20 protein-coding genes are annotated in these 18934 nt (G+C 70.1%); 6 read left to right on the top strand and 14 right to left on the bottom strand.

The genetic code is table 11. From position 1 onward, the window contains the following. Window positions 1–30: 30 nt before the first annotated feature. The 3 genes from BLV39_RS24245 to BLV39_RS24235 form a co-directional block, all read right to left on the bottom strand. Complete coding sequence (locus tag BLV39_RS24245; protein ID WP_090797853.1) at window positions 31–990, bottom strand: hypothetical protein; 960 nt, start codon at window positions 988–990, stop codon at window positions 31–33. A 10-nt stretch (window positions 991–1000) separates the two neighbouring features. After that, window positions 1001–3268, bottom strand: a complete 2268-nt coding sequence (locus BLV39_RS24240; RefSeq protein ID WP_275414244.1) for a glycoside hydrolase family 9 protein — start codon at window positions 3266–3268, stop codon at window positions 1001–1003. A 156-nt stretch (window positions 3269–3424) separates the two neighbouring features. Then, the gene (locus tag BLV39_RS24235) at window positions 3425–3886 is read right to left on the bottom strand and encodes a VOC family protein (protein ID WP_090800511.1); all 462 of its coding nucleotides are present in this window, start codon (window positions 3884–3886) and stop codon (window positions 3425–3427) included. A 145-nt stretch (window positions 3887–4031) separates the two neighbouring features. On the opposite strand from BLV39_RS24235, the gene BLV39_RS24230 reads away from it, so the two are divergent. Further along, window positions 4032–4979: a TIGR03619 family F420-dependent LLM class oxidoreductase gene (locus BLV39_RS24230; protein WP_090797848.1), complete on the top strand. Its 948-nt coding sequence runs from the start codon at window positions 4032–4034 to the stop codon at window positions 4977–4979. A gap of 111 nt (window positions 4980–5090) precedes the next feature. Further along, window positions 5091–6128 carry a YihY/virulence factor BrkB family protein gene (locus BLV39_RS24225; RefSeq protein WP_090797846.1) on the top strand — a complete coding sequence of 346 codons (1038 nt, stop codon included), beginning with the start codon at window positions 5091–5093 and terminating at the stop codon, window positions 6126–6128. Window positions 6129–6356: 228 nt separating this feature from the next. On the opposite strand, the gene BLV39_RS24215 is transcribed toward BLV39_RS24225, so the two are convergent. After that, the gene (locus BLV39_RS24215; RefSeq protein WP_090797842.1) at window positions 6357–7304 is read right to left on the bottom strand and encodes a threonine ammonia-lyase; all 948 of its coding nucleotides are present in this window, start codon (window positions 7302–7304) and stop codon (window positions 6357–6359) included. Between the two features lie 71 nt (window positions 7305–7375). Here BLV39_RS24215 and BLV39_RS24210 point away from each other — a divergent pair, with 71 nt between their 5' ends. The 3 genes from BLV39_RS24210 to BLV39_RS24200 all read left to right on the top strand — a co-directional run bounded on the left by BLV39_RS24210 (window position 7376) and on the right by BLV39_RS24200 (window position 9761). Continuing rightward, window positions 7376–8236 (top strand): alpha/beta fold hydrolase, encoded by an 861-nt coding sequence (locus BLV39_RS24210; protein ID WP_090800508.1) that lies wholly within the window; start codon window positions 7376–7378, stop codon window positions 8234–8236. A 117-nt stretch (window positions 8237–8353) separates the two neighbouring features. Beyond that, window positions 8354–9469, top strand: a complete 1116-nt coding sequence (locus BLV39_RS24205) for a hypothetical protein (RefSeq protein WP_143049862.1) — start codon at window positions 8354–8356, stop codon at window positions 9467–9469. Continuing rightward, on the top strand, window positions 9456–9761 hold the full coding sequence (locus tag BLV39_RS24200) for a hypothetical protein (protein ID WP_143049861.1): 306 nt from the start codon (window positions 9456–9458) through the stop codon (window positions 9759–9761). Before BLV39_RS24205 ends, BLV39_RS24200 begins: the two co-directional genes overlap by 14 nt. 3 nt (window positions 9762–9764) lie before the next feature. Here BLV39_RS24200 and BLV39_RS24195 read toward each other — a convergent pair whose 3' ends face one another. The 10 genes from BLV39_RS24195 to BLV39_RS24150 all read right to left on the bottom strand — a co-directional run bounded on the left by BLV39_RS24195 (window position 9765) and on the right by BLV39_RS24150 (window position 17837). Further along, on the bottom strand, window positions 9765–10340 hold the full coding sequence (locus BLV39_RS24195) for an RICIN domain-containing protein (RefSeq protein ID WP_143049860.1): 576 nt from the start codon (window positions 10338–10340) through the stop codon (window positions 9765–9767). A 218-nt stretch (window positions 10341–10558) separates the two neighbouring features. Then, window positions 10559–11254 (bottom strand): DUF6348 family protein, encoded by a 696-nt coding sequence (locus BLV39_RS24190; protein WP_090797834.1) that lies wholly within the window; start codon window positions 11252–11254, stop codon window positions 10559–10561. A 3-nt stretch (window positions 11255–11257) separates the two neighbouring features. After that, window positions 11258–12313, bottom strand: a complete 1056-nt coding sequence (locus BLV39_RS24185) for a helix-turn-helix domain-containing protein (protein ID WP_090797832.1) — start codon at window positions 12311–12313, stop codon at window positions 11258–11260. 164 nt (window positions 12314–12477) lie between these two features. Beyond that, window positions 12478–12894: a hypothetical protein gene (locus BLV39_RS24180; protein WP_090797830.1), complete on the bottom strand. Its 417-nt coding sequence runs from the start codon at window positions 12892–12894 to the stop codon at window positions 12478–12480. A gap of 185 nt (window positions 12895–13079) precedes the next feature. Next, window positions 13080–13730 (bottom strand): hypothetical protein, encoded by a 651-nt coding sequence (locus tag BLV39_RS24175; protein WP_090797828.1) that lies wholly within the window; start codon window positions 13728–13730, stop codon window positions 13080–13082. Further along, window positions 13727–15133 carry a hypothetical protein gene (locus BLV39_RS24170; RefSeq protein WP_176985061.1) on the bottom strand — a complete coding sequence of 469 codons (1407 nt, stop codon included), beginning with the start codon at window positions 15131–15133 and terminating at the stop codon, window positions 13727–13729. The genes BLV39_RS24175 and BLV39_RS24170 overlap by 4 nt, the downstream gene beginning before the upstream one ends. 50 nt (window positions 15134–15183) lie before the next feature. Continuing rightward, window positions 15184–15930: an ATP-binding cassette domain-containing protein gene (locus BLV39_RS24165; RefSeq protein WP_090797824.1), complete on the bottom strand. Its 747-nt coding sequence runs from the start codon at window positions 15928–15930 to the stop codon at window positions 15184–15186. Beyond that, window positions 15927–16616, bottom strand: coding sequence for a hypothetical protein (locus tag BLV39_RS24160; protein WP_176985060.1), 690 nt, complete (start codon window positions 16614–16616; stop codon window positions 15927–15929). Before BLV39_RS24160 ends, BLV39_RS24165 begins: the two co-directional genes overlap by 4 nt. After that, window positions 16613–17167: an RNA polymerase sigma factor gene (locus BLV39_RS24155; RefSeq protein WP_090797821.1), complete on the bottom strand. Its 555-nt coding sequence runs from the start codon at window positions 17165–17167 to the stop codon at window positions 16613–16615. Before BLV39_RS24155 ends, BLV39_RS24160 begins: the two co-directional genes overlap by 4 nt. Before the next feature lie 79 nt (window positions 17168–17246). Then, the gene (locus tag BLV39_RS24150) at window positions 17247–17837 is read right to left on the bottom strand and encodes an RICIN domain-containing protein (protein ID WP_143049859.1); all 591 of its coding nucleotides are present in this window, start codon (window positions 17835–17837) and stop codon (window positions 17247–17249) included. 250 nt (window positions 17838–18087) lie between these two features. On the opposite strand from BLV39_RS24150, the gene BLV39_RS24145 reads away from it, so the two are divergent. Beyond that, the gene (locus tag BLV39_RS24145) at window positions 18088–18879 is read left to right on the top strand and encodes a leucine-rich repeat domain-containing protein (RefSeq protein ID WP_204082656.1); all 792 of its coding nucleotides are present in this window, start codon (window positions 18088–18090) and stop codon (window positions 18877–18879) included. Window positions 18880–18934: the final 55 nt, after the last annotated feature.

The following is an 18934-nucleotide window of genomic DNA, read 5'->3' as shown; positions in this document are numbered from 1 at the left end:
CCAACCGACTTCGACACAGGCCCTAGCCCCTCACTCCATGGCGGTCGCCGGCGGGTGGCCGAACGAGGCCGGGCAGCGGAAGACGTACAGGGAGTAGCCGCGGCCGATCACCACCTCGGTGAAGACAGCCGACGCGTCCGCCGGTTCCTCCAGCGGCCGCCAGCTGGGTTGGTCACGGTCCCACTCGGCGGAGTCGACGGTGAACAACAGCGTCATCGCCGCGCCGCATTCGGCGCAGTTCATCGGCTCCGACAGGCTCAGCGACCAGCTGGCGAAGCCGCCCACCTTGAACCCAGGCGCCAGGGACAGGTCACCGGCGTAGCTCGGCCCGTCGTCCTTCTCCCAGGCGGCGATCCGCTCGCACACCTCCTCGGGCAGCAGGCCGTCGTATTCGTACTCACGAACGCGTTCCGGATGAACCACACACGCCACCGGCAGGTACGCGTCGTTGACCACGGGCGGCTCGGGCGGCGTTTCCAGCGGAGCGACCACGTCGGCGCTGCGCCGCCAGTAGAGCCGCACCCGGGGGGTGTAGTTGTCCTCGGGATGGTCGAGCGGGCACCACAGGACCTGCAAGACGTCGGCCCCGTCGGGACCGGCGAAGTCCGGCATGTCACGACGATAGAGCTGCGCGACCGGGACGAACGGGATCGGCTGCGCGACGAGGTGGTGCGGCTCGGAGAAGTCGTGCCGGGGTAGCTGCGCGCGCTCTTCTTCGGTGAAGGCGCGGCCCCGCGCGGCCGCGTAGATCTCGCGGCTGCGCCGGACCGTCGCCGGCGACCTGAGGGCGTGGATGTAGTGGGCGGCGCCGTCCGTGCACACGGGCCACGGCTCGTCGGCCGGCCAGAGCAGCGGACCGCCCACCGAGCTGTCCGCGGCGGTGGGCGCACCGGGCCGGGGATGCAGCCGGGTGGCCATCGCCGAATGCTCCCGTAGCTCGGGGAACAGCTCCGCGATGTCCACCGGCCGCGGTGGCGTGGTGCGCGTCATGGTCGGGATGCTAACGGCCGCCCCGGGCGTCGCCGTTGTCCTGGTCGGCCGCGAAGGCCGCGATCCAGGCCAGCGGGGCGTTCCAGTTGATGGTCAGCTCGTTGGTCGACCATGACTCGATGTCGTCGATGTAGCAGAACTGCGGCGCACAACCCTGGAGCTTCTGTTGTGCCACCGGGTCCTGGATCGAGGAGTTCGGGCCGCCGGACAGTGTTCCCGTGGGTGGGTTCGGCAGGTCGGGGTTGAGCTGGCGGGCATACCAGCGGCTGTGCTGGTTGTGGGAGGCCACCTCGCCGTATCCGGTCACATAGGACTGGTTGAGCGCGTTGCGGCCGAAGAGGTAGTCCATGGTCTCCACCACTCCGTCGCGATACTTGCCCTTGCCGGTGATGTCGAACGCCGCCGCGAGCACGACCGCGTTGTTGAGCACCAGGTTGTTCGAGCCCCAGTCGTACGTGTTCTCCGCGGGCGCGTACGGGATGCCGTAGGGGTGCGCCCGGGCCGTCGTGAGGTAGCGGTCGGCGCCCGCGACTACGGAGGCCCGCACCTTGGCCCGGCCGGGCAGCGCGTTCGGCACCGTGGCGAGCGCCAACCGGCCGAGCTGGGCGGTGTGGCCCCAGTCGAAGCCGCGGTCGCGCCAGATGTCGGCGGTGTGGTGCGGCGAGGCCAGGATGGCGTCCCGGAACTCCCGCGCGCCGGTGGAGATGTAGAGCTCGGCGGCCGCCCAGTAGAACTCGTCGGTCACGTCGTCGTCGTTGTACGCGCCGCCGCCCACGCCGTCGGCCGGGTCCGCGTAGATCGCCGGGTTGGCCTTCGCGGCGGCCCACGCCGCCTTGGCCGCGGCCAGGTTGCGCTGGGCGAAGCGTCGGTCGTAGGGCTGGAAGACCCGGGCCGCCTGCGCCGCCGTCGCGGCCAGGTTGAGCGTCGCGGCAGTCGAGACCGGGTGCAGCTCACGCCGTTGGGGATCCACGTGGGGCAACAGCGGCAGGCCGGTCCAGGCCGCGTCGTGGATCTTGTGATGGGCCATCCCCGCGTACGGGCGGCCGGCCGGGACCTGCATCTTGAGCAGGAACTCCTGTTCCCAGCGGGCCTCGTCGAGGATGTCCGGGACGCGGTTGCCGCTCTCGGGCAGGGCCAGCGTGCCGTCGCGCAGGGTCCGGATCTCGCCGGTGCGGGAGTACAGGGAGCGCTCGTACTCGCTCATGAGCTGGTGCACCGAGATGCCGCCGTTGACGACGTACTTGCCGTGGTCGCCCGCGTCGTACCAGCCGCCCGAGACGTCCAGGGTGTAGTCGCAGACGCCGGGCTGGCACGGGACGGCGGTGTCGCCCTGGTTGGGCGCGATGCCGACGTGGCCGGCGGGACGGCCGTAGCCGGGGCGCAGCGCCTCGTCGATCGCGACACCGCTGCGCTGGGTGTAGTAGAACTTCAGCGCGTCGATCCGCAGCCGCTCGTAGAAGTCGGTCCCGATGTCGAACGGCCGACTCGTCTCCCCGTCCGCGACCAGGGTGTAGCCGGTGCCCTTCTTGGCGTACGACGTGAAGGAGATGCTCTGCACGTTCTGCCCCGACGAGGCGTCGACGCCGCGGGGTGTCGACGTGCCGCGCGCCACGACGGCGCCGGCGGCGTTGCGGAGCTGCCAGGGCAGCGGCGTGGTGGCATCGGTGACCAGCGTGGCGTTCTTCGGGCCCTTGGACAGGTAGCCGACCTGGTTGACGCGTACCCGTGGACCGGTGTCGGGCACGTACTCCTCGGGTTCGGCGCCGCCCTGGAGCGAGACGTTGTCCAGGCAGATGCGCCACGCGGTCGCGCTGCCTCCGATCTGGAACGCCACCTGCGCGTTGGGCAGGTCGACGGGCGAGGTGAAGGTGTACGTGTAGTCGTTGCCGGAGACGCTGAGCTCCGGGGTCGCCGACAGGTATTGGGTGTACGGGTCGACCGGGAGCTGGATGAGCGCCTTGCCGACCCGGGCCGGCGTGGCGGTGCCGAAGAACCGGAACTCGTAGGTCTCCCCGGCCACCAGCGGCACGTTGTCCTGGCCGATGATGGCGTCCCAGGGGTTCACCGTGCCGGCCGGCACGTCGGCGCAGAGCTGCCCGCTGCTGGAGTCCAGGGTCAGGTTGCCGGTCGCCCACCAGGGTGCGTGGCCGCTGCCGAAGGTGCCGTTGACGATCTGTTCGGGGCCTTCGGCCGCGGCCGGTGAGCCGTTCAGCGCGGTGCCGGCCAACACGGCCACGACGACGGCGGCCAGGCGCCGCCAACGGTTCGACGAGAACACGGGTGTTCCTTCCGATGGCAGGGGACGGTACATCGAAAGTCATAAGATTACTGGGAGCGCTCCCATTGCCTGCGATGTTGGCACCCGGCATTGCGTATGTCAATGGCTCGATCAGTCAGGCGGCGGGGCCCCCGTGTTCGCCCCGCCTCCCGGCCTTTATGCGACCGTGTCGTACGCGTCCTGCAGTCCCTGAATGTCGATCTTGGTCATGGTCATCATCGCCTGCCCGACCGCACCCGCCTTTCGCGGATCGGGATCGCTCATCAGCTCCCCCAACACGTGCGGGACGACCTGCCATGACAGGCCGAAACGGTCCTTGAGCCAGCCGCACTGACCCTTCTCGCCGCCCTCGGACAACCGCTCCCACAACTCGTCGACCTCTGCCTGGTCGGCGCAGCCGATGTAGAGCGAGACGGCCTCGGTGAACGCGAACTGCGGGCCGCCGTTGAGGGCGACGAACCGCTGACCGTCGAGCTCGAACGTCACGGTGATCACCGGCCCGTCCGGACCCATCCGGGCCACATCGACGACCCGCGCGTTCTTGAAGATGGACACATAGTGGGCGGTGGCCTCCTCTGCCTTGCCGTCGAACCAGAGGTACGGGGTGATCTTCTGCATCGCCTGCTCCTGTCCTGTGATGGCGCCTGTCCCCAACGCGTCGAACAAGAACCTCCCGGATCGACACCGCGGCCCAACTATTTCGGATTCGAGGTTCGGCCTGTCGCGGTGACACGACAATGGCGACTAGATCGGAGGCTTCAGGGTGAAACTCGGACTTCGTCTGCCCCAGAGATTGGGAGTCGACCTGCGACACGACCTGGTCGAAGCGGCCAGAACGGCCGAAGCGGCCGGTTACGCCAGTGTGTGGACGTACGAACAACTGCTCTTCGCCGAGACACCCCTCGAGCCGTACGCACCACCGGACGTGCCGTGGCCGGAAAGCGGGCGGCAGACCGCAGACCCCCTGGCCGTCCTCACGGCAGCGGCGGTGGTGACCCAAGAGGTGCGCCTCGGCACCGCCGTGCTGATCGCCGCACTCCACACACCCGTCCAACTGGCGAAGGCACTGGCCACAATCGACCAGATCAGCGGCGGCCGCGTGGTCGCGGGTCTGGGCGCCGGCTGGTCCACCGACGGACTCCAGGCCACCGGCGCCACCCGAGCCGATCGCGGCCCGTTCCTCGACGAGACGCTGGATGTGTTCGATGCCGTGTGGGGGCCGGACCCGGTCACCTTCCGGAGCCCTCGCGTCATCATCGACAACGCCGCGGTGCTGCCCAAGCCCGTGTCGAAGATCCCCGTGATGCTCGCCGGCGGCGCCAGCAACCTGGGCCGCGGCGGCAGTTCTAAGGCCATGCAACGCATCGCCAGGCGTGCGGACGGCTGGCTGCCCCTGCTCACCACACCCGGGCCGGCGGGAGCCGCGGAGCTGCGCGCGAACTGGGACCGGATCCGCGAGATGGCTTCCGGGTATGGCCGGGACACCAGCCGGATGGAGCTCGTCGTAGTCGGAAACGTCACCTTCACCGACCGCCCGGCAGGACCGGACCGATCGGCGTTCGTCGGCACTCTCGACCAGGTCATGGACGACATCCACACCGCCGAAGAGGCGGGCGCGGACGAGCTCATCGTGGACCTGAACCTGCAGGACTGGTTCACCAACACTTCGCGGATGCTGGAAACAGCGGTGAAGATCCGCGAACGCGCCTGACCCGGCCGCGGCGCGCTCGTCCTGCCACGGTCCACTGGGAGAGTCGACTCGTGACGTGATCGGGTTTGTCGGGCGTCCGGCTGGGCATCGCCATGCCTGGAGGTGGGACCGATGGCCCGTGATCGTGAGAGTTCACCGCAGAGGCACGTGACCGAGGAAGGTCGCACTCCGGCGGACACGAGCCGCGCTCGTCTCCCCCGCCAGCCGACCGCCAGCCGCGGGCCGGACGAGCTCAGCGATCTGCCGAAGGAGTCCTACCTCGCGGTGTTCAAGCGGGTGGTCAAGGAGTTCGGCGATGACTCGATCACCGTGTGGGCGGCCGCGCTGACCTACTACGGCGTGCTGTCGATCTTCCCCGGCCTGCTTCTCATCGTCACCTGCCTGCGGTTGTTCGGGCCGGACACCGTCCAGTCCGTGACCGACAACGTCACCGACATCGCGCCCGGCGCGGTCGCCTCGATCCTGCGCGGCGCCGCGGAGAGTCTCCAGCAGGGCCAGCAGGGCACCGCCGGCCTGATCGCCGTCGTCAGCCTCCTGGCCGCGCTGTGGTCCGCGTCCGGTTACATCGGGGTGTTCATGAAGGCGTCCAACGTCATCTACGACGTACCCGAAGGTCGCCCGGTCTGGAAGACAGTGCCGATCCGGATCGGTCTGACCGTGCTCACCGGCGTGCTGCTCACCTTGTCCGCGCTGATGGTGGTGTTCACCGGCAGGCTGGCCGACCAGCTCGGGCAGGGCCTGGGCATCGGATCGGCCGCGGTGACCGTGTGGAACATCGCGAAGTGGCCGGTGCTGGTGCTCATCATCAGCCTGCTGTTCGCCCTGCTGTACTGGGCGTCCCCCAACGCCAAGCACGGCGGCTTCCGCTGGGTCAGCCCGGGCGGCGTGCTGGCCGTGGTGATCTGGCTGCTCGCCTCCGGTGCCTTCGCCTTCTACATCGGCAACTTCGGGTCCTACAACAAGACGTACGGCAGCCTCGCGGCCGTCATCGTCTTCCTGATCTGGCTGTGGATCAGCAACATCGCCATCCTGCTCGGCGCCGAGTTCGACGCCGAGCTGCAGCGCAGCCGGGCGATCCGGGCCGGCCATGGCGAGACCGACGAGCCGTACGTCGACCTGCGCGACACCCGCAAGCTCGACCGGGGCTGACATCGATGTTCGCCGCGGCCATCCCCGGACGCACACGACCTGGCACGAGGTCGCCCGCAGACTCGCCGCACAGCACGTCGTCGTGACACCGGACCTACGCGGGTACGGGCAGTCGACGCTGCCGCCGGATGCGCCGGGCCACGCCCAGTCGAGCAAGCGGGCGATGGCCGGCGACGTCGTGCGGCTGGTAGTTCCTCGCCGAATAGGCGTCCGGCTGACCACGTTCGTTCAGGCTGACCCGTGCAGAATGTCGCCGAGTTCCCGTGCGGTGATGTTGCGTCCGGAGACGACGGCCACGACCGGGTTCGTCGTCGGGACCAGGCCGGCGAGCACCGCGGCCACGGCGGCCGCGCCGGATCCTTCCGCGACGACGCCACGGTCGAGTGCGAGGTGGCGTACGGCGTGCCGAAGCTGTTCCTCGGTGACGGCGACCAGGTCGTCGACGTGGCGGGCGACCAGGTCGACGGTGACGGCCCCGGGCTCGATGTTGCCGGCCATCCCGTCGGCGAGGGTGTCTCCGACGTGGACGGTCACCTGACGTCCGGCGCTCACGGCCGCGGACATGGCCCGCGACGCCGCGGCCTCGACGCCGACGACTCGTGTGCCGGGTTGCCGGGATGCCCACAGCCCGAGTCCGGAGGCCAGTCCGCCGCCGCCGACGCCGCAGACCACGGTGACGGGGCCGGGGGTCTGGGTGGCGAGCTCGAAGCCGATGCTCGCCTGGCCGGCGATGACGGCGGTGTCGTTGTAGGCGGACACGAAATGGCCCCCATCGGACGCCAGCCGCAGAGCGTGCTGCTCGGCGTCGTCGTATGACGTGCCGACCTGGACCAGGTCGACACCGAGGTCGCGCAGCGCGGCGACCTTGGCGGGCGAGGCGGTCGTAGCGGTGACGATCGTGGCCCTGCGTCCGAGGCGGCGCGCGGCCCAGGCGACGCCGAGGCCGTGGTTGCCCGCGGAGGCGGTGACGACCGCGGTGTCAGGGTCCAGGTCGGAGAGGGCGGCCAGCGCGCCGCGGACCTTGAAGGAGCCGGTCGGCTGGAGGCTTTCGAGCTTGAGCGCCGGGCCGGTGCCGGTCTCGTCCAGGAGTGGGGTGGGTGGCAGCGTCGCGTGGACGACCGCCCAGGCCCGTTCGAGGTCGGCCCAGGTAGGAGTGGCGACCGTACGCGATGTCATGGATCAGCTCCGCTCGAGGTGAAGGGCTTATTGCCTGGCGGGTTGTCGCGCCGACTGCAAGCATGCCGCTCATGCCGATCTTCGACGCGCCCGACGGGACCCGCCTCGCGTACCACCGGAAGGGCTCGGGGGGTGACCGACCGCTCGTCTGTGTGCCCGGTGGGCCGATGATGCGCTCCGCCTACTTCGGCGACCTCGGTGGGCTGGCCGCGCAGCGGGAGCTGGTCCTGCTGGACCTGCGCGGCACAGGCGACTCGGCCAAGCCCGCCGACCTCGCCAGCGTACGGGTGGACCGGCAGGCCGAGGACATCGAGGCGCTGCGCGTCGCTCTTGGACTGGAGCAGTTGGATCTTCTCGGCCACTCGGCCGCCGGTGACCTCGTGCTGGCCTACGCCGCCCGTTACCCGGCGCGGGTGCGCTCACTCGTCCTGATCTGCGCCCGGGCTCGCACCGCCGGTGTCGACTTCCCCGTCGAGCGGCGTCGTGAGGCGCTGGAGCTGCGCCGAAACGAGCCCTGGTACGAGCGGGCCCAGCCCGCCTTCGATCGGGCGATGGCCGGCGAGGCGAGCGACGCGGACTTCGTGCTGCTGGACCGCCTGGCCTACGGTCGCTGGGATGCCGCCGCCCAGGCGCACGCCGCCGCGTGCGAACAGTGGTTCGACCCGGAGCTGGCGGAGGCATACCTGGCACCGGGCGCCTTTGATGGCGCGGACGCCGCCCGCGCCGCACTGGCTGAGCTGGATGTGCCCGTGCTGGTCATCTCCGGTGAGCTGGACGGCTCCCCGCGACCGGACTCCGCGGCGGAGGTGGCTGGGCTCTTCCCCCGTGGCGAGCACATCGTCCAGGCAGGCGCCGCGCACAGCCCGTGGGTGGACGGTCCGGACGAGTTCGCCCAGGCCGTGACCACGTTCCTGGCAAGGGCTTCCCGGTAGCCCGCTCCCCCGGGCGGGGGAGGCGATTCCCGCTGTCAGGGGAAGGCCGCGAGCGGGCCGCTTGGGAGGGTGGCGACGTCGGTCGCTTTGCCACCAACTCTGTCGGGGAGAGCCGCGATGACCAGCACCGCAGGACCAAAATCGCCGGTCACCGGCAGCCGTCGTCGCAATCTCCTCGACCTGACGTCGCGGGAATGGGGACGGCCCGAGCGCGTACGGGTCCCGGATCGCACGGCTCCTCGGGTCCGGCGGTGGGCGGTGGCCTGCGTCGTGTTCGTCGTCGCCGAGGTGACGTTGCGGGCGCACTGGATCGCGGGTGGCCGGTGGGTGTACACCGCCTGCGACCGCACCGATCTGGGCGACCCGACGGGCGGGTGCGGCGCGAACCGGGTCGAGACGCTGCCGTTCTGGGCGGGGTGGGGAGCGGTGGGAGTCGGCACCGCACTGGCGGTGCTTGTCGTGTGCGCGGTCCGGTTCCGGGGCCGATACCCGATCGCCGGCATTTGGCTGGCGGCCGCGCTGCTCCTGGTCCTCGCGTTCCCGCTGCACCTGTTCTTCGAGCTCCCCGCGGCGTTGGCGGGACGCCCCTCGGACTGGCGCGACCTCGGCGCACGAATCGCGCTGGCGACGGGCGGGCTCCTGTTCGCCGGGCTAGCCAACGCCTGCGCTCCGCACCGCGCAGCGCGAAAGGCCGAATACCAGCCGGTGCCGCGGTGGACGCGCCGCTGGGCGTACACGGCGATCGCTCTGCCCCTGCTCGGTTGGGCCGTGCCGCACGGACTGTGGGTGCTCGGCGTTCCGTTCGGGATTCCGCAACGGCAACTGGACGACATCCACCGGAGCCTCTCCAACTGGACCGGTGTGGCGATCACCCTCGTCCCGCCGGTCGCCGGCCTGCTGGTTCTCGGGTTGATCCAGCGCTGGGGGCAGCAGTTCCCACGCTGGGTCCCGGGGCTGCGGGGGCGACCGGTCCCCCGGCTCCTGGCGGTGATCCCCGCCGGGACGGTGGCGCTGACGCTGGTCACCTACGGCATCTTGAGCGCCGCGGTGCTCGTGCGGCAGGTGCTCGCCGGCGACACGCTCTGGTCGGAGGTGCGGCAGGGGTGGGCGGTGACCGCCACTTTGCTGGTGTTCGTCGGCTGGGGGGTGGCACTGGGCGTCACCGCCGTGGGCTACGCCATCACCACCCGGTCCCGTCAGGACCCGTACGCTGACACAGGTGAACATCGATGAGGTGTCGAGGGCTGCCTTGTCACTGGCCGGCGTACGCGAGTCGTCGCGGGCGGGCCGGTTGAAATGGGCGCTGGACGGAAGGCTGGTGGCCCGACAGATCGACGACGAGTCAGTCGTCATCCGCACCGACTTCGCCGAACGCGAACAAGTACTGCGGGCGCACCCGACCACGTTCTTCGTGCCACCTCGGTTCGACGCACACATGATGGTCGTCGCGAGGCTGCCGGACGCCGACCCCGCCGCCGTGACCGCAGCGATCCACGCCGCTTGGGAGCTGCAACGGTCGGCGTAGCGCCTAGCGGCGCCACAGGCCGTTGGGGTTCCGGTTGCAGTCGAAGGTGATCAGTGGGACGTTGCCGAGGTCCGCGTTCTGGACTGTGATGCATTTTTCGGTCATCAGATTCCAGATGAGGTCCGCGCCCCTCGCGTAGTCGGTCTGGATGATCCAGACGTCGTTGTTGATGCCGTCGTAGGTGCAGGTGGCGTTCACGATCGGGACGTTGTTGCCGCCGTCGGCGTTCTTCACCGCCAGGCACTTGTCGTTGTTCACGTTGCCGTCGTTGCTGTAGGTGTGCTGCGGCTTGAGCCGATACTGGTTGGCGGTGGTGTCGTCCCGTTCCAGGATCATGAAGTCGTTGTACGGCGCAGCCGGGGTGTAGGGGGCCTGGATCAACGGCGCGGTGTTCCCGGTCGAGGCGTTCAGCACCGCCATCGCCCTAGGCGTGCCCGCCTGCTGGGTGTGCAGGCTGAAGAGCGGCCCGGCATAAACCACCCACGGTGCGGCCGAGGCGGGCTGTGCCAGCGCGACCACGGTCGCGGTAGCCGCCAGGACAACGGTCGTCCCCCACCGGACTGCTTTGCCAATACGCACGTCGGGATCTCCTTGACGTCGACGAGTCGTGCCTGGGAGGCACTCTCGGGCACCGTACGGCGGAGGACCACATCACCGCTTGATCGACAGTGGAGGGTACGGGCGACGCGTTGAGCAGCGACAATGGCTCACCAAACGGCACGCGACCGGCAGAATCCCGGCAGTTGTACGTCTGCGGTAGCGGCCCACGGGATGACGGCGGTGGCGGTGGCCGACGGTCAGACCGCTTGCTCCGGGCCGACCAGCAGGACGAAGGTCCGCGCCATTCCGAACCGCTCGGTACGTGGCCAGTCCAACGCGGCGAGCGCCGTACACGACGGTTCGTGGCGTTGGCCGTTGATCCGGATCTCGCAGTCGACAGCATCACCGTCCTGAGCGACCAGGAGGCTGACGCCGTTGAGCAACGGCCGGTCGAGGCCCGTCGCGATGACAGGCGCGAGAGTCGACCACGGCATCGCGTCGTAGAACCACTCCTGTTTCACCTGCGAGCCGTCCGCCGCGAACCCGTACATGCCGCTGACGATCGCGTGCCAGCCCGGGAACCCGCCCGCCTCGCCGGACTGGTAGTGGTTCGCCAGCCGCCCCTGCCGCTCGAACAGTTCGATCACCGTCGCCAGGGACGTGCAGATGAAACCACCGATCGCCCGGCGGACCGCCTGCAATGGATCGGCGCCGAGGCCGCCGGCGCAGTCGACGATCGTCGGCGCCCCCGGCCGGTCCGCGTCGAGCAGGATCTCGAAATCGAGGCGGCCATGGGGGTCGCTGTCCGGCGGCAAGATCCGCACACCAATCGACCCGCACCGTACCATCGGCCCGTCGACCAGCCGCCATTCCCGACCCATTGTGGACAGCATCGGCGCGGCGATCTCCAGCACACGCTCAGCGGACAGGTACACCGGCTGGGGCTCGGCCATAGCTCATGAGCGTACCCGCATCGACGCATTGCTCTTCGTCCCTGACGAAGTCGGTGTCGGCACTGAATCGAAGTGGAAGACCTGGCCCTTCGCCTCCGGGTCGCAGGCCTCCTGCCGCAACGGGGCCCAGTCCTGGGTGGCGCCGCCCAGCACGCCGATGCAATGCCCGGAGTGGGTGGGTCGAATCCGGAACCCGGGCAGTGGGGTGGTGACCGCCTCGATCGTGAACTCCTCCGCGCCGCTCCCGCAGAAGTCGTCGGCGACGATGCCGCCGACCTCCTCGCTGTGGCCCTGCACGCCCATGCAGCCCGGCCCTTCGATCGGGTGGAAGGTGCGGACCACGTAGCCGCCGCCCACCGGGTCGAGAGCGCGATCGACGAAGATCCGGTCACAGTCGGTCTGGTAGACGTTGCCGTTCTGGCCGTCGTGACGCTCGGACAGGCAGCGGTCGGAGTGCACGGCCCGGATGCGGTAGTAGCCGGCGGGCGGCAGGCTCGTCCCGCCTGCCCGCGCCCCGCTTTCGGGCGCGCGGGTTGCGCCATTGTCGCCGACGGCACGGACGACCAGCGCGAGGCCGGTGGTCACTGCTACCGCGACAGCGACGGCGGCCACCAGGAGCCATTGCCTTCCGCCCGTCCGGCCCGATGCGCCGCTGTCGCTGGTCGGTGCCCCTGTGTCGCGGGCGGCGACCTGCTCGTCGGAGGCCGCCTGTTCAAGCTCTTGGTCGCCGTCATCCTGTCGACGCGGCGCGTCATCGCTTTTGGGAGTGCGGGCACCCTGGGCCGCCAGCCGCCGGCGAGCCTCGATCCACCTGGACACCTCGTCCGGCCCTGCCCCACAGGCGGTCAGCAGCGCGACCACCAACTCCTGCCTGGGCAGCGTCTCGCGGCCGAGCATGGTGGCAAGTGTGCTCGCCGGAAGCGGCCGACCAGCGAGTTGGCCCCGACGCTGGATCTGCCGGTAGGTCAGGCCCGACCGTTCCCTGACCTGACGCAGCAACGCCACGTATTCCGCGGCGCTCCGGGCGAGGGTGGGGTCGGGCGTAGCGGAATCTGGCATCGAAGAGGAACCCCAGGAGATCGACCGGCCGGCAGCGAACGTCGATCTTTCCACAAAGGTTCTGGACCTACTTACCCCCGTCAGCGCCCATCGCACGAACCTGGCGCGCTGGCTGCGGACCCCGGCCGGCCGGGGCGAACGGAACCCCGGCCGGCCGTCCTCCGTCAGGCCACAATGTCCCAGGTCGTTCGGCACTTCTGGTCGGCGCCGTTGGCTCCGTTGCGCTCGCATGCCTCGACATAGACCCTCGAGCCCGGCACCAGGGTGACGTAATAGGGCTCGGAGCAGGTGCCGCTGCCGTTCGCCGCATGCACCGTGACCTTGGCGAGACCAGACCCCCACCAGATCCGACCGATGGTGCGGCGACCGTCGGCCGCGCCCTCGTCGCACGCCCTGAACACCGAACCGCTCCCGGAGTTGCTGTAGATCGCGAAGCCGTTGCCGGCTTCGTAGGGGTCGGCCGAGTACACCATCACGGGGTACCCCGCCAAGGCGGCGCCCGGGGCGGCCACGAGCCCGGCGACGGTAAGCACCCCCGCCATCAGCGCACCACCGAGCCAGCGCGACGTCTTGCGAATCATCGGCAATCTCCATCCGTCGAGGACGACCAACGTGGTCGATGCCGACGATGATTGGCGCGATTCGCCTCTGATTGAAAGGTTTACGAACAGCCCCGAACAGGGCCGAACAGGATACGAACACGGCCAGCCACACCGCCTGGTCAGGGCCGGACGAGGCGGCGCGGGGTTAGGCCCTGCCGAGTCGTTCAGGTGTCACGGTCGCTGCTGGCGTCGCGGGCGCCACGGAATGCGATGGCGGCCACGCCGACGAGGAACACCAGGCCGGCGCATAGGGCGGCACCAATGTCGGCTGACGGCCGGGCAGGCCAGATCCACGGTGTGGTGAGTGCGGGCCCGTGCCACTGGGTGTAGAGGCCGTAGGTGGCGATCACGAGGTAGGCGGTTGACCCGGTCCACCCCAACGCGCCGCCGAAGAAGACCGCGCAGAGCAGTGCGATGCCAGTCAGTCCGGCCAGGTTACGCAGCAATCCCCCGGTGCCGCCGGCGAGGTCGGTGCCGAGTCCGGCGGCTGCGAGTGCGCCGGCGGCGACGGCGGTCAAGGTCAGCGTGGTGGCCAGGCGCAGCAGAGGCAGCCATCGGCCGGCGACGCGTTCCGGTTCGCCGAACGGACCGGTGCTGGCGGTGGCGATGACCGCGGCGCAACCGGCTTCGAAGATCAGCGGCAACTGGAACGCGCCGTAGGCGTTCCATCGCCAATGCAGGGCGATCCGGAGGACGACGGCGCAGGCGACGATCGCGGCCAATGCCGCCGGGACGCGGCGGCTGGTCAGGTGCAGCCGGGCCAGGCGGAGCAACGCGGGCACGGTGGTCTCCGGATACGCGGTGCCGACGGTCATGGCAGGTCCGCGAGCGCGATCTGCCCGGCGCGCAACGCGGCCACGTGCTGCGTCAGCCAGGCGTGGCGGGCGGCCGGTGGCAGGGCGGCGAGCCGCTGGGCGGCCGTGGCGGCGGGCGTGCCGGGCCGCAGTGTCGACGTCTTCAGGATCGCGTCGAGGACCGCCTGTTGAGCCGGGCTCAGGTCTCTGCGGTCGCCGCCGATGACGCTGTTGACGATGTCGTGTGCGGTTTCCGTGCGCAACGCGGAGCTCAGCTCGCCGACGGTCATCGACCGTCCGCCCTGCATCGGCAAAAGCAGGTGAAGGGTCGGCGGGTTGCCACTCATGACCTTGCCGGACCGCCCGATCCGTACGCCGTTAGGCGACTCCTGCTGATAGCTGGCCGCCGCCTGCTCGATCCGGACCGGCGCACCCGGCAGGCCGGCGAGCTCGCCGAGGACCGAATCGAGCGCCGCCACCACGGTGGGCAGGTGGACGGCGTAGGCCGGGTGCAGACAGACGGGGATCTTCGTGTCCGCGCACACGGGCGTGTAGGGAACGGGGCGGTCACTGGAGGCACGGTGCAGCGCGGGGATGGCGATCATGCCGTGCGGGTCGAGCCGGCCGGTGCCGGCCAATGCGGTCGCGGCGACGGTGGCGAGGACGCCCCCTGTGGTCAGGGCGGCCGCGAACCAGCGCATCCGTCGGCTGCCGGACCCGGCGGGCAGGCCCAGCATGGCCAGCAGCGCCACGCTGAGGCCGGCGAGGAACATCAGTTGGACGATCGGCAGGTCGCGCAGGTAGGGGTAGAACGTCGCCACGCCCTGGTCGGGTCCGATCTCCCATGGGCCCGCGACCAGTGGGGACACCTGCCATGGCGAGTTGTCGCCGTGGATGAAGTTGGCGGTGATCTCGAGCGCCAGGAACGCGGTGACGGCGACCACTGGCGCGGTGAACCGGCTGGGTCGCGCTGTCCCGGCGACGAATCCGAGCGCCGCGGACGCGGGCAGGCTCGCGGCGCCGACCGCCACCGGCCACCACAGCGGGCCACCCCAGGTGGCTTGGCGGGCGGTGACGGTGTAGAGCACGGCCACGCAGCCGAGGTAGGCGACCAGCGCCCAGCATGTGGTGGCGGCCCAGGTTGCCAACTGGCGGACCCACCGGGTCCGGGCGGTGCCGGAGAGCAGGTCGGTCAGGCCGTGTCGGGCCTCCCGCGAGCCCAGCCAGGCCGCGGCGCCGACGATCGTGGGCACGAAGACCGCCAGGATGCTGGTCTGCATGGACATCGCTCGGATGTTCCACATCGGAGGGTTACTCATCGCGGAGCGGTAAGTGATCAACCAGAAAAGGGCGGCGATGACCGGCAACAGCCACAGCATGATGCTGCGGCGCAACTCCAGCCGAAGCAGCCGAATGGACCCCACCAGCGGCAGGCGGGCCGGACCTGCGGGCGCCTGCGGGACCGAGGCCGCGGTCACGAGCGAGCCGCCGCGAGCACTGCGCTGTATCCGCGTTCCAGCGGGGCGTCCCCGGCTGCTGCCGTGCCTTCGCCGCGCGCGGTGAGCTCGTCCGGCGTACCCTGGAAAACGATCCGCCCCTTGTCCATCAAGGACACTCGCCCGCAGGCGGCGCCGACGTCTTCGACCAGGTGCGTGCTCACGATCACCGTGGCGCGCTGCCCGAGGTCGCGCAGCAGTGCCCGGAACGCCACCCGCTGTTCGGGATCCAGGCCGGCGGTGGGCTCGTCCAGCAGCAGCAGCTCTGGTTCGTTGACGATCGCCTGCGCGATGCCCACCCGGCGCAGCATGCCTCCGGAGAGGGTACGCAGCTTCGCCTTGGCCTTGTCGCCCAGGTCGACGCGTTCGACCGCGGACGCGACCGCGCGGTGCACGACCGCCGGTGGGACCTCCTTGAGCAACGCGAAGTATTCGACGAACTCCACGACCGTGAACCCCGGGTAGAAGCCGAGGTTCTGCGGCACATAGCCGAGCCTGCGCCGGATCTGCCGCCGTTGCCGATAGGAGCCGGGGTCCTGCCCGAGCAGCCGGATCCGGCCGGAGGACGGCGGGATCACCGTGGCCAGCACCCGCAGCAGCGAGGTCTTGCCCGCGCCGTTCGGTCCGAGCAGCCCGACCACGCCCGGACCCGCGTCCAGGGTCACTCCGGCCACGGCAACGGTCCGGCCGAACCGGCGGGTCAGATCGGCGGTCACGACGTTCATGGGGTTCCTCTCGGGATCCGGGTCGCGTAGAGCACCGTGGCGGCGCAGCAGCAGGCGAAGGTCAGGTAGGGAAGCCACAACACCGAGGTCGTCACCGCGGCGCTGATCCGCCCGGTGGACGCCTGGCCAACCAGGATCACGATCACCCAACTGGCCACACCGGCCGCGACGCCGACGTTCGCCGACCGGGCGACCGTCGCCACCGCCAGCGCCAGCGCGCACACCGCGGTCATCGGGAGCAGCCAGCCGAACGTGACCGCGGCGGCGGCGCCCGACGCGGCCGATGCCAGCACCCCGAGCGTCGCGTTCAGACCGAACACCGCCAGCGCACGGACCAGCAGCACCAGCCGATCGCTGACGGCGACGCTGCACGACAGCTCCCACGCCGGGTCGATCCCTGGCCCGTACGCATAGGCGATGCCCGCCGCGGCCAGCGCCGGCGCGAGCAGCGCGACGTACGGCGTCCCGGTTTCCACCGTGGCCAGCACCCCGGCCAGCAGCACCACCCCGGTGGCGACGACCCAGCCGAGCAGCAGTGACGGCGTGGTCACCAGCGCCCGCGCCAGTCCTGGCGAGCGCAGCAGCCGGCCGGCCAGCCGTTCCACCGGGCCCGGACGGCGCCGCCACACCTCCGCGGCGACCCCGACCCACACCCGATCCAGATCGACATCGCCGGCGTCGCTCATCGCCCACCCCACTGCGCCATCGGATCGTTGCGCCGCAGCGCCGCGCGCAGCAGCCGGCGGACGTGATACGCGCGGCTCTTGACCGTCCCCTCCGGAACGCCCATCAGCTCGGCCACCTCGGCCACCGGCCGGTCCTCGACGTACATCAGTCGCCACGTCTCGCGTTGCGGGCTGCCCGCCGGGCCGAGCGCCGCGACGGCGTCGGCGAGCTCCGCTCGTAGCAACGCGGCCTCGGTCTGGTCCACCGTCCGACCCTGGCCTGCCGCCAACAGCGCGGGCAGGAGTGAGTCGGCGGGCCGCTTGCGGCGCAGCCACAGCGCGGCCTGCCGGCGGGCGATCCCCCAGAGCCAGGCGCCGGCGCCCTCCGACCGGTAGCCGCCGGCGCCTCGCCATACCGCCACGAACGTCTCCTGAAGCACGTCTTCGACATCGGCGGCGGGCAGCACGGCACGCAGCCGGACGGCGATCCAGGATGCGTGCCGCGAGAACAGCTCCCGCAACGCCCCGTCATCACCGCCGGCGATCGCACCGACCAAGTCGTCGTCGTCCATCGTCTTCTCTGTTGCGTTCCGGCGCGTACCGGTTCACCTTGCCGCAAAAATCTTTGTTTCTACGCAGGTTGGGTTCTCCTCACACCTGTCCGTAGTTCCAGTAGCCGTTGTGGCCGCCGTTGCAGTCGAAAGTGATCAGCGGGGCGTTGTCGGTGGCCGCGTTCTTGGTGGTGATGCACTTCTTGGTCATCTGGTTGCGGATCTGGTAGGTGCCCCGCTGCGCGTCGAGCTTGATCCACTCCATGAACCAGACGTCGTTGTCGGTGTCGTCGTACGTGCAGGTCGCGTTGACGATCGGGATGTTGTTCCCGCCGTCGGCGTTCTTCACCGCGAGGCACTTGTCGTTGTGCACGTTGCCGTCAGGCGAATACGTGTGCAGCGGCTTGAGCCGGTAGACGTTGGCGGTGGACTCCTTCTCCACCACGATCCAGTCGTTGTCCGGCGCGTCGTCGGTCCAGGGCGCCTGGATCATCGGCGCGGTGTTCCCGGTCGAGGCGTTCAGGACCGCCATCACCTTGGTCTTGCCCAACTCGTAGGTGTTCAGGTTGATGAGCGGGGTGGTCTTCACGATCACCGGTGCCGCCTGCGCGGGGGCCTGGGTCGCGACCACGGTCGCGGCGGCCGCCAGGACGACGGTCACCGCCCGGCGGACTGCCTTGTTCCTACGCACGTGGGATTCTCCTTAGGGTCGCCGATCGCACTTCCAGGGACCGTACGCAGGAGCGACCCCAGCGCCGCTTGATCGATACCGGGACCGGCGAACGACCCACTGACCTGCGATATCGCGCCGCCGGGTGACACACGACCGGCGCAATCACCGGCGGGTCGGCGGGCGTGCTTCGGCAGTCTCGACTGCCTGGCTCGCCGCCGCCCGCTGATCCATGCCTGGTCGGTGGGCGAGATCTGGTTAGGTTGCGGCCATGGACCACCAGCCCGAGCCGACCCCGCAGCTGCTCCCGAACCGCTTTGCCACCGACGCGGCCGGCCGCAGCCCGGTGCGAGCCGCGGAGACATGCTTCGACCAGCGGGGTGCCCGGGTCAGGTTCCACAGTGAGCGCCAGGACACGTCTTCGCCTGGATGGCGGCGGCTGCTCGAGCTGATCGAGGAGGCCGCAAGCGACGGGCGGGAAGTGTTTCGACCGCTGCTCGACCTCTCGCCGAGCGAGCGGACGGACCTGGTGACGCTGCCACCCACGATCGCGAAGCTCGACCGGGTCAAACATTTCCTGCTCTACAGCAGCCCGCTGGTACGGATTCCACCCGAGATCGGCGCGATGACCAGCCTCGAAGTGTTCGAACCGTACACCTCGTACTCGCTGCACTGGCTCCCGTACGAGCTGACCCGATGCCCGAACCTGCGCGACAGCACCGTCAGCACCCGCGCCCTGTACGGGAACTTCAAGAACCGTCCTCCATTCCCTCGGCTGCAACCGCGAGGGGCACTGGCCGCGCTGCAAACACCCGACGATCTGGACCCGCAGGTGTGGGGTGTCGAGACCATCCGCGCGTGCAGCGTCTGCGACGGCCAGATCGACCCGGCCAGACTCCAGCAACTGTGGATCTCTCTGTGCGTCGCCACGGACGTGCTTCCGTTACTGGTGAACGCGTGCTCCACCGCCTGCGTACGAGCGCTACCGAAACCGGCCGACGGCTACGTACCCATCCCGCACCAGGGCGGCCGCACCGTCCAACAGCCGAAGCCAGATTGGTGAACCCGGCATCCGACCATCGCGGGGCAGCACGGATTGATCATCTTCGTTAGCCTAG

It is taken from the genome of Asanoa ishikariensis, assembly GCF_900107455.1.
Classification (GTDB): domain Bacteria; phylum Actinomycetota; class Actinomycetes; order Mycobacteriales; family Micromonosporaceae; genus Asanoa; species Asanoa ishikariensis.
The sequence above is the reverse complement of the archived record's forward strand: the minus strand, read 5'-3'. Positions and strand labels throughout refer to the sequence as shown.

Coding starts and splice junctions, on each gene's coding strand:
- BLV39_RS24215 (WP_090797842.1), bottom strand. CDS start 7,304: ATGACATCGCGTACGGTCGCCACTCCTACCTGGGCCGACCTCGAACGG.
- BLV39_RS24160 (WP_176985060.1), bottom strand. CDS start 16,616: ATGAGCGACGCCGGCGATGTCGATCTGGATCGGGTGTGGGTCGGGGTC.
- BLV39_RS24210 (WP_090800508.1), top strand. CDS start 7,376: ATGCCGATCTTCGACGCGCCCGACGGGACCCGCCTCGCGTACCACCGG.
- BLV39_RS24180 (WP_090797830.1), bottom strand. CDS start 12,894: ATGATTCGCAAGACGTCGCGCTGGCTCGGTGGTGCGCTGATGGCGGGG.
- BLV39_RS24145 (WP_204082656.1), top strand. CDS start 18,088: ATGGACCACCAGCCCGAGCCGACCCCGCAGCTGCTCCCGAACCGCTTT.
- BLV39_RS24165 (WP_090797824.1), bottom strand. CDS start 15,930: ATGAACGTCGTGACCGCCGATCTGACCCGCCGGTTCGGCCGGACCGTT.
- BLV39_RS24175 (WP_090797828.1), bottom strand. CDS start 13,730: ATGACCGTCGGCACCGCGTATCCGGAGACCACCGTGCCCGCGTTGCTC.
- BLV39_RS24235 (WP_090800511.1), bottom strand. CDS start 3,886: ATGCAGAAGATCACCCCGTACCTCTGGTTCGACGGCAAGGCAGAGGAG.
- BLV39_RS24185 (WP_090797832.1), bottom strand. CDS start 12,313: ATGCCAGATTCCGCTACGCCCGACCCCACCCTCGCCCGGAGCGCCGCG.
- BLV39_RS24155 (WP_090797821.1), bottom strand. CDS start 17,167: ATGGACGACGACGACTTGGTCGGTGCGATCGCCGGCGGTGATGACGGG.
- BLV39_RS24190 (WP_090797834.1), bottom strand. CDS start 11,254: ATGGCCGAGCCCCAGCCGGTGTACCTGTCCGCTGAGCGTGTGCTGGAG.
- BLV39_RS24205 (WP_143049862.1), top strand. CDS start 8,354: ATGACCAGCACCGCAGGACCAAAATCGCCGGTCACCGGCAGCCGTCGT.
- BLV39_RS24245 (WP_090797853.1), bottom strand. CDS start 990: ATGACGCGCACCACGCCACCGCGGCCGGTGGACATCGCGGAGCTGTTC.
- BLV39_RS24225 (WP_090797846.1), top strand. CDS start 5,091: ATGGCCCGTGATCGTGAGAGTTCACCGCAGAGGCACGTGACCGAGGAA.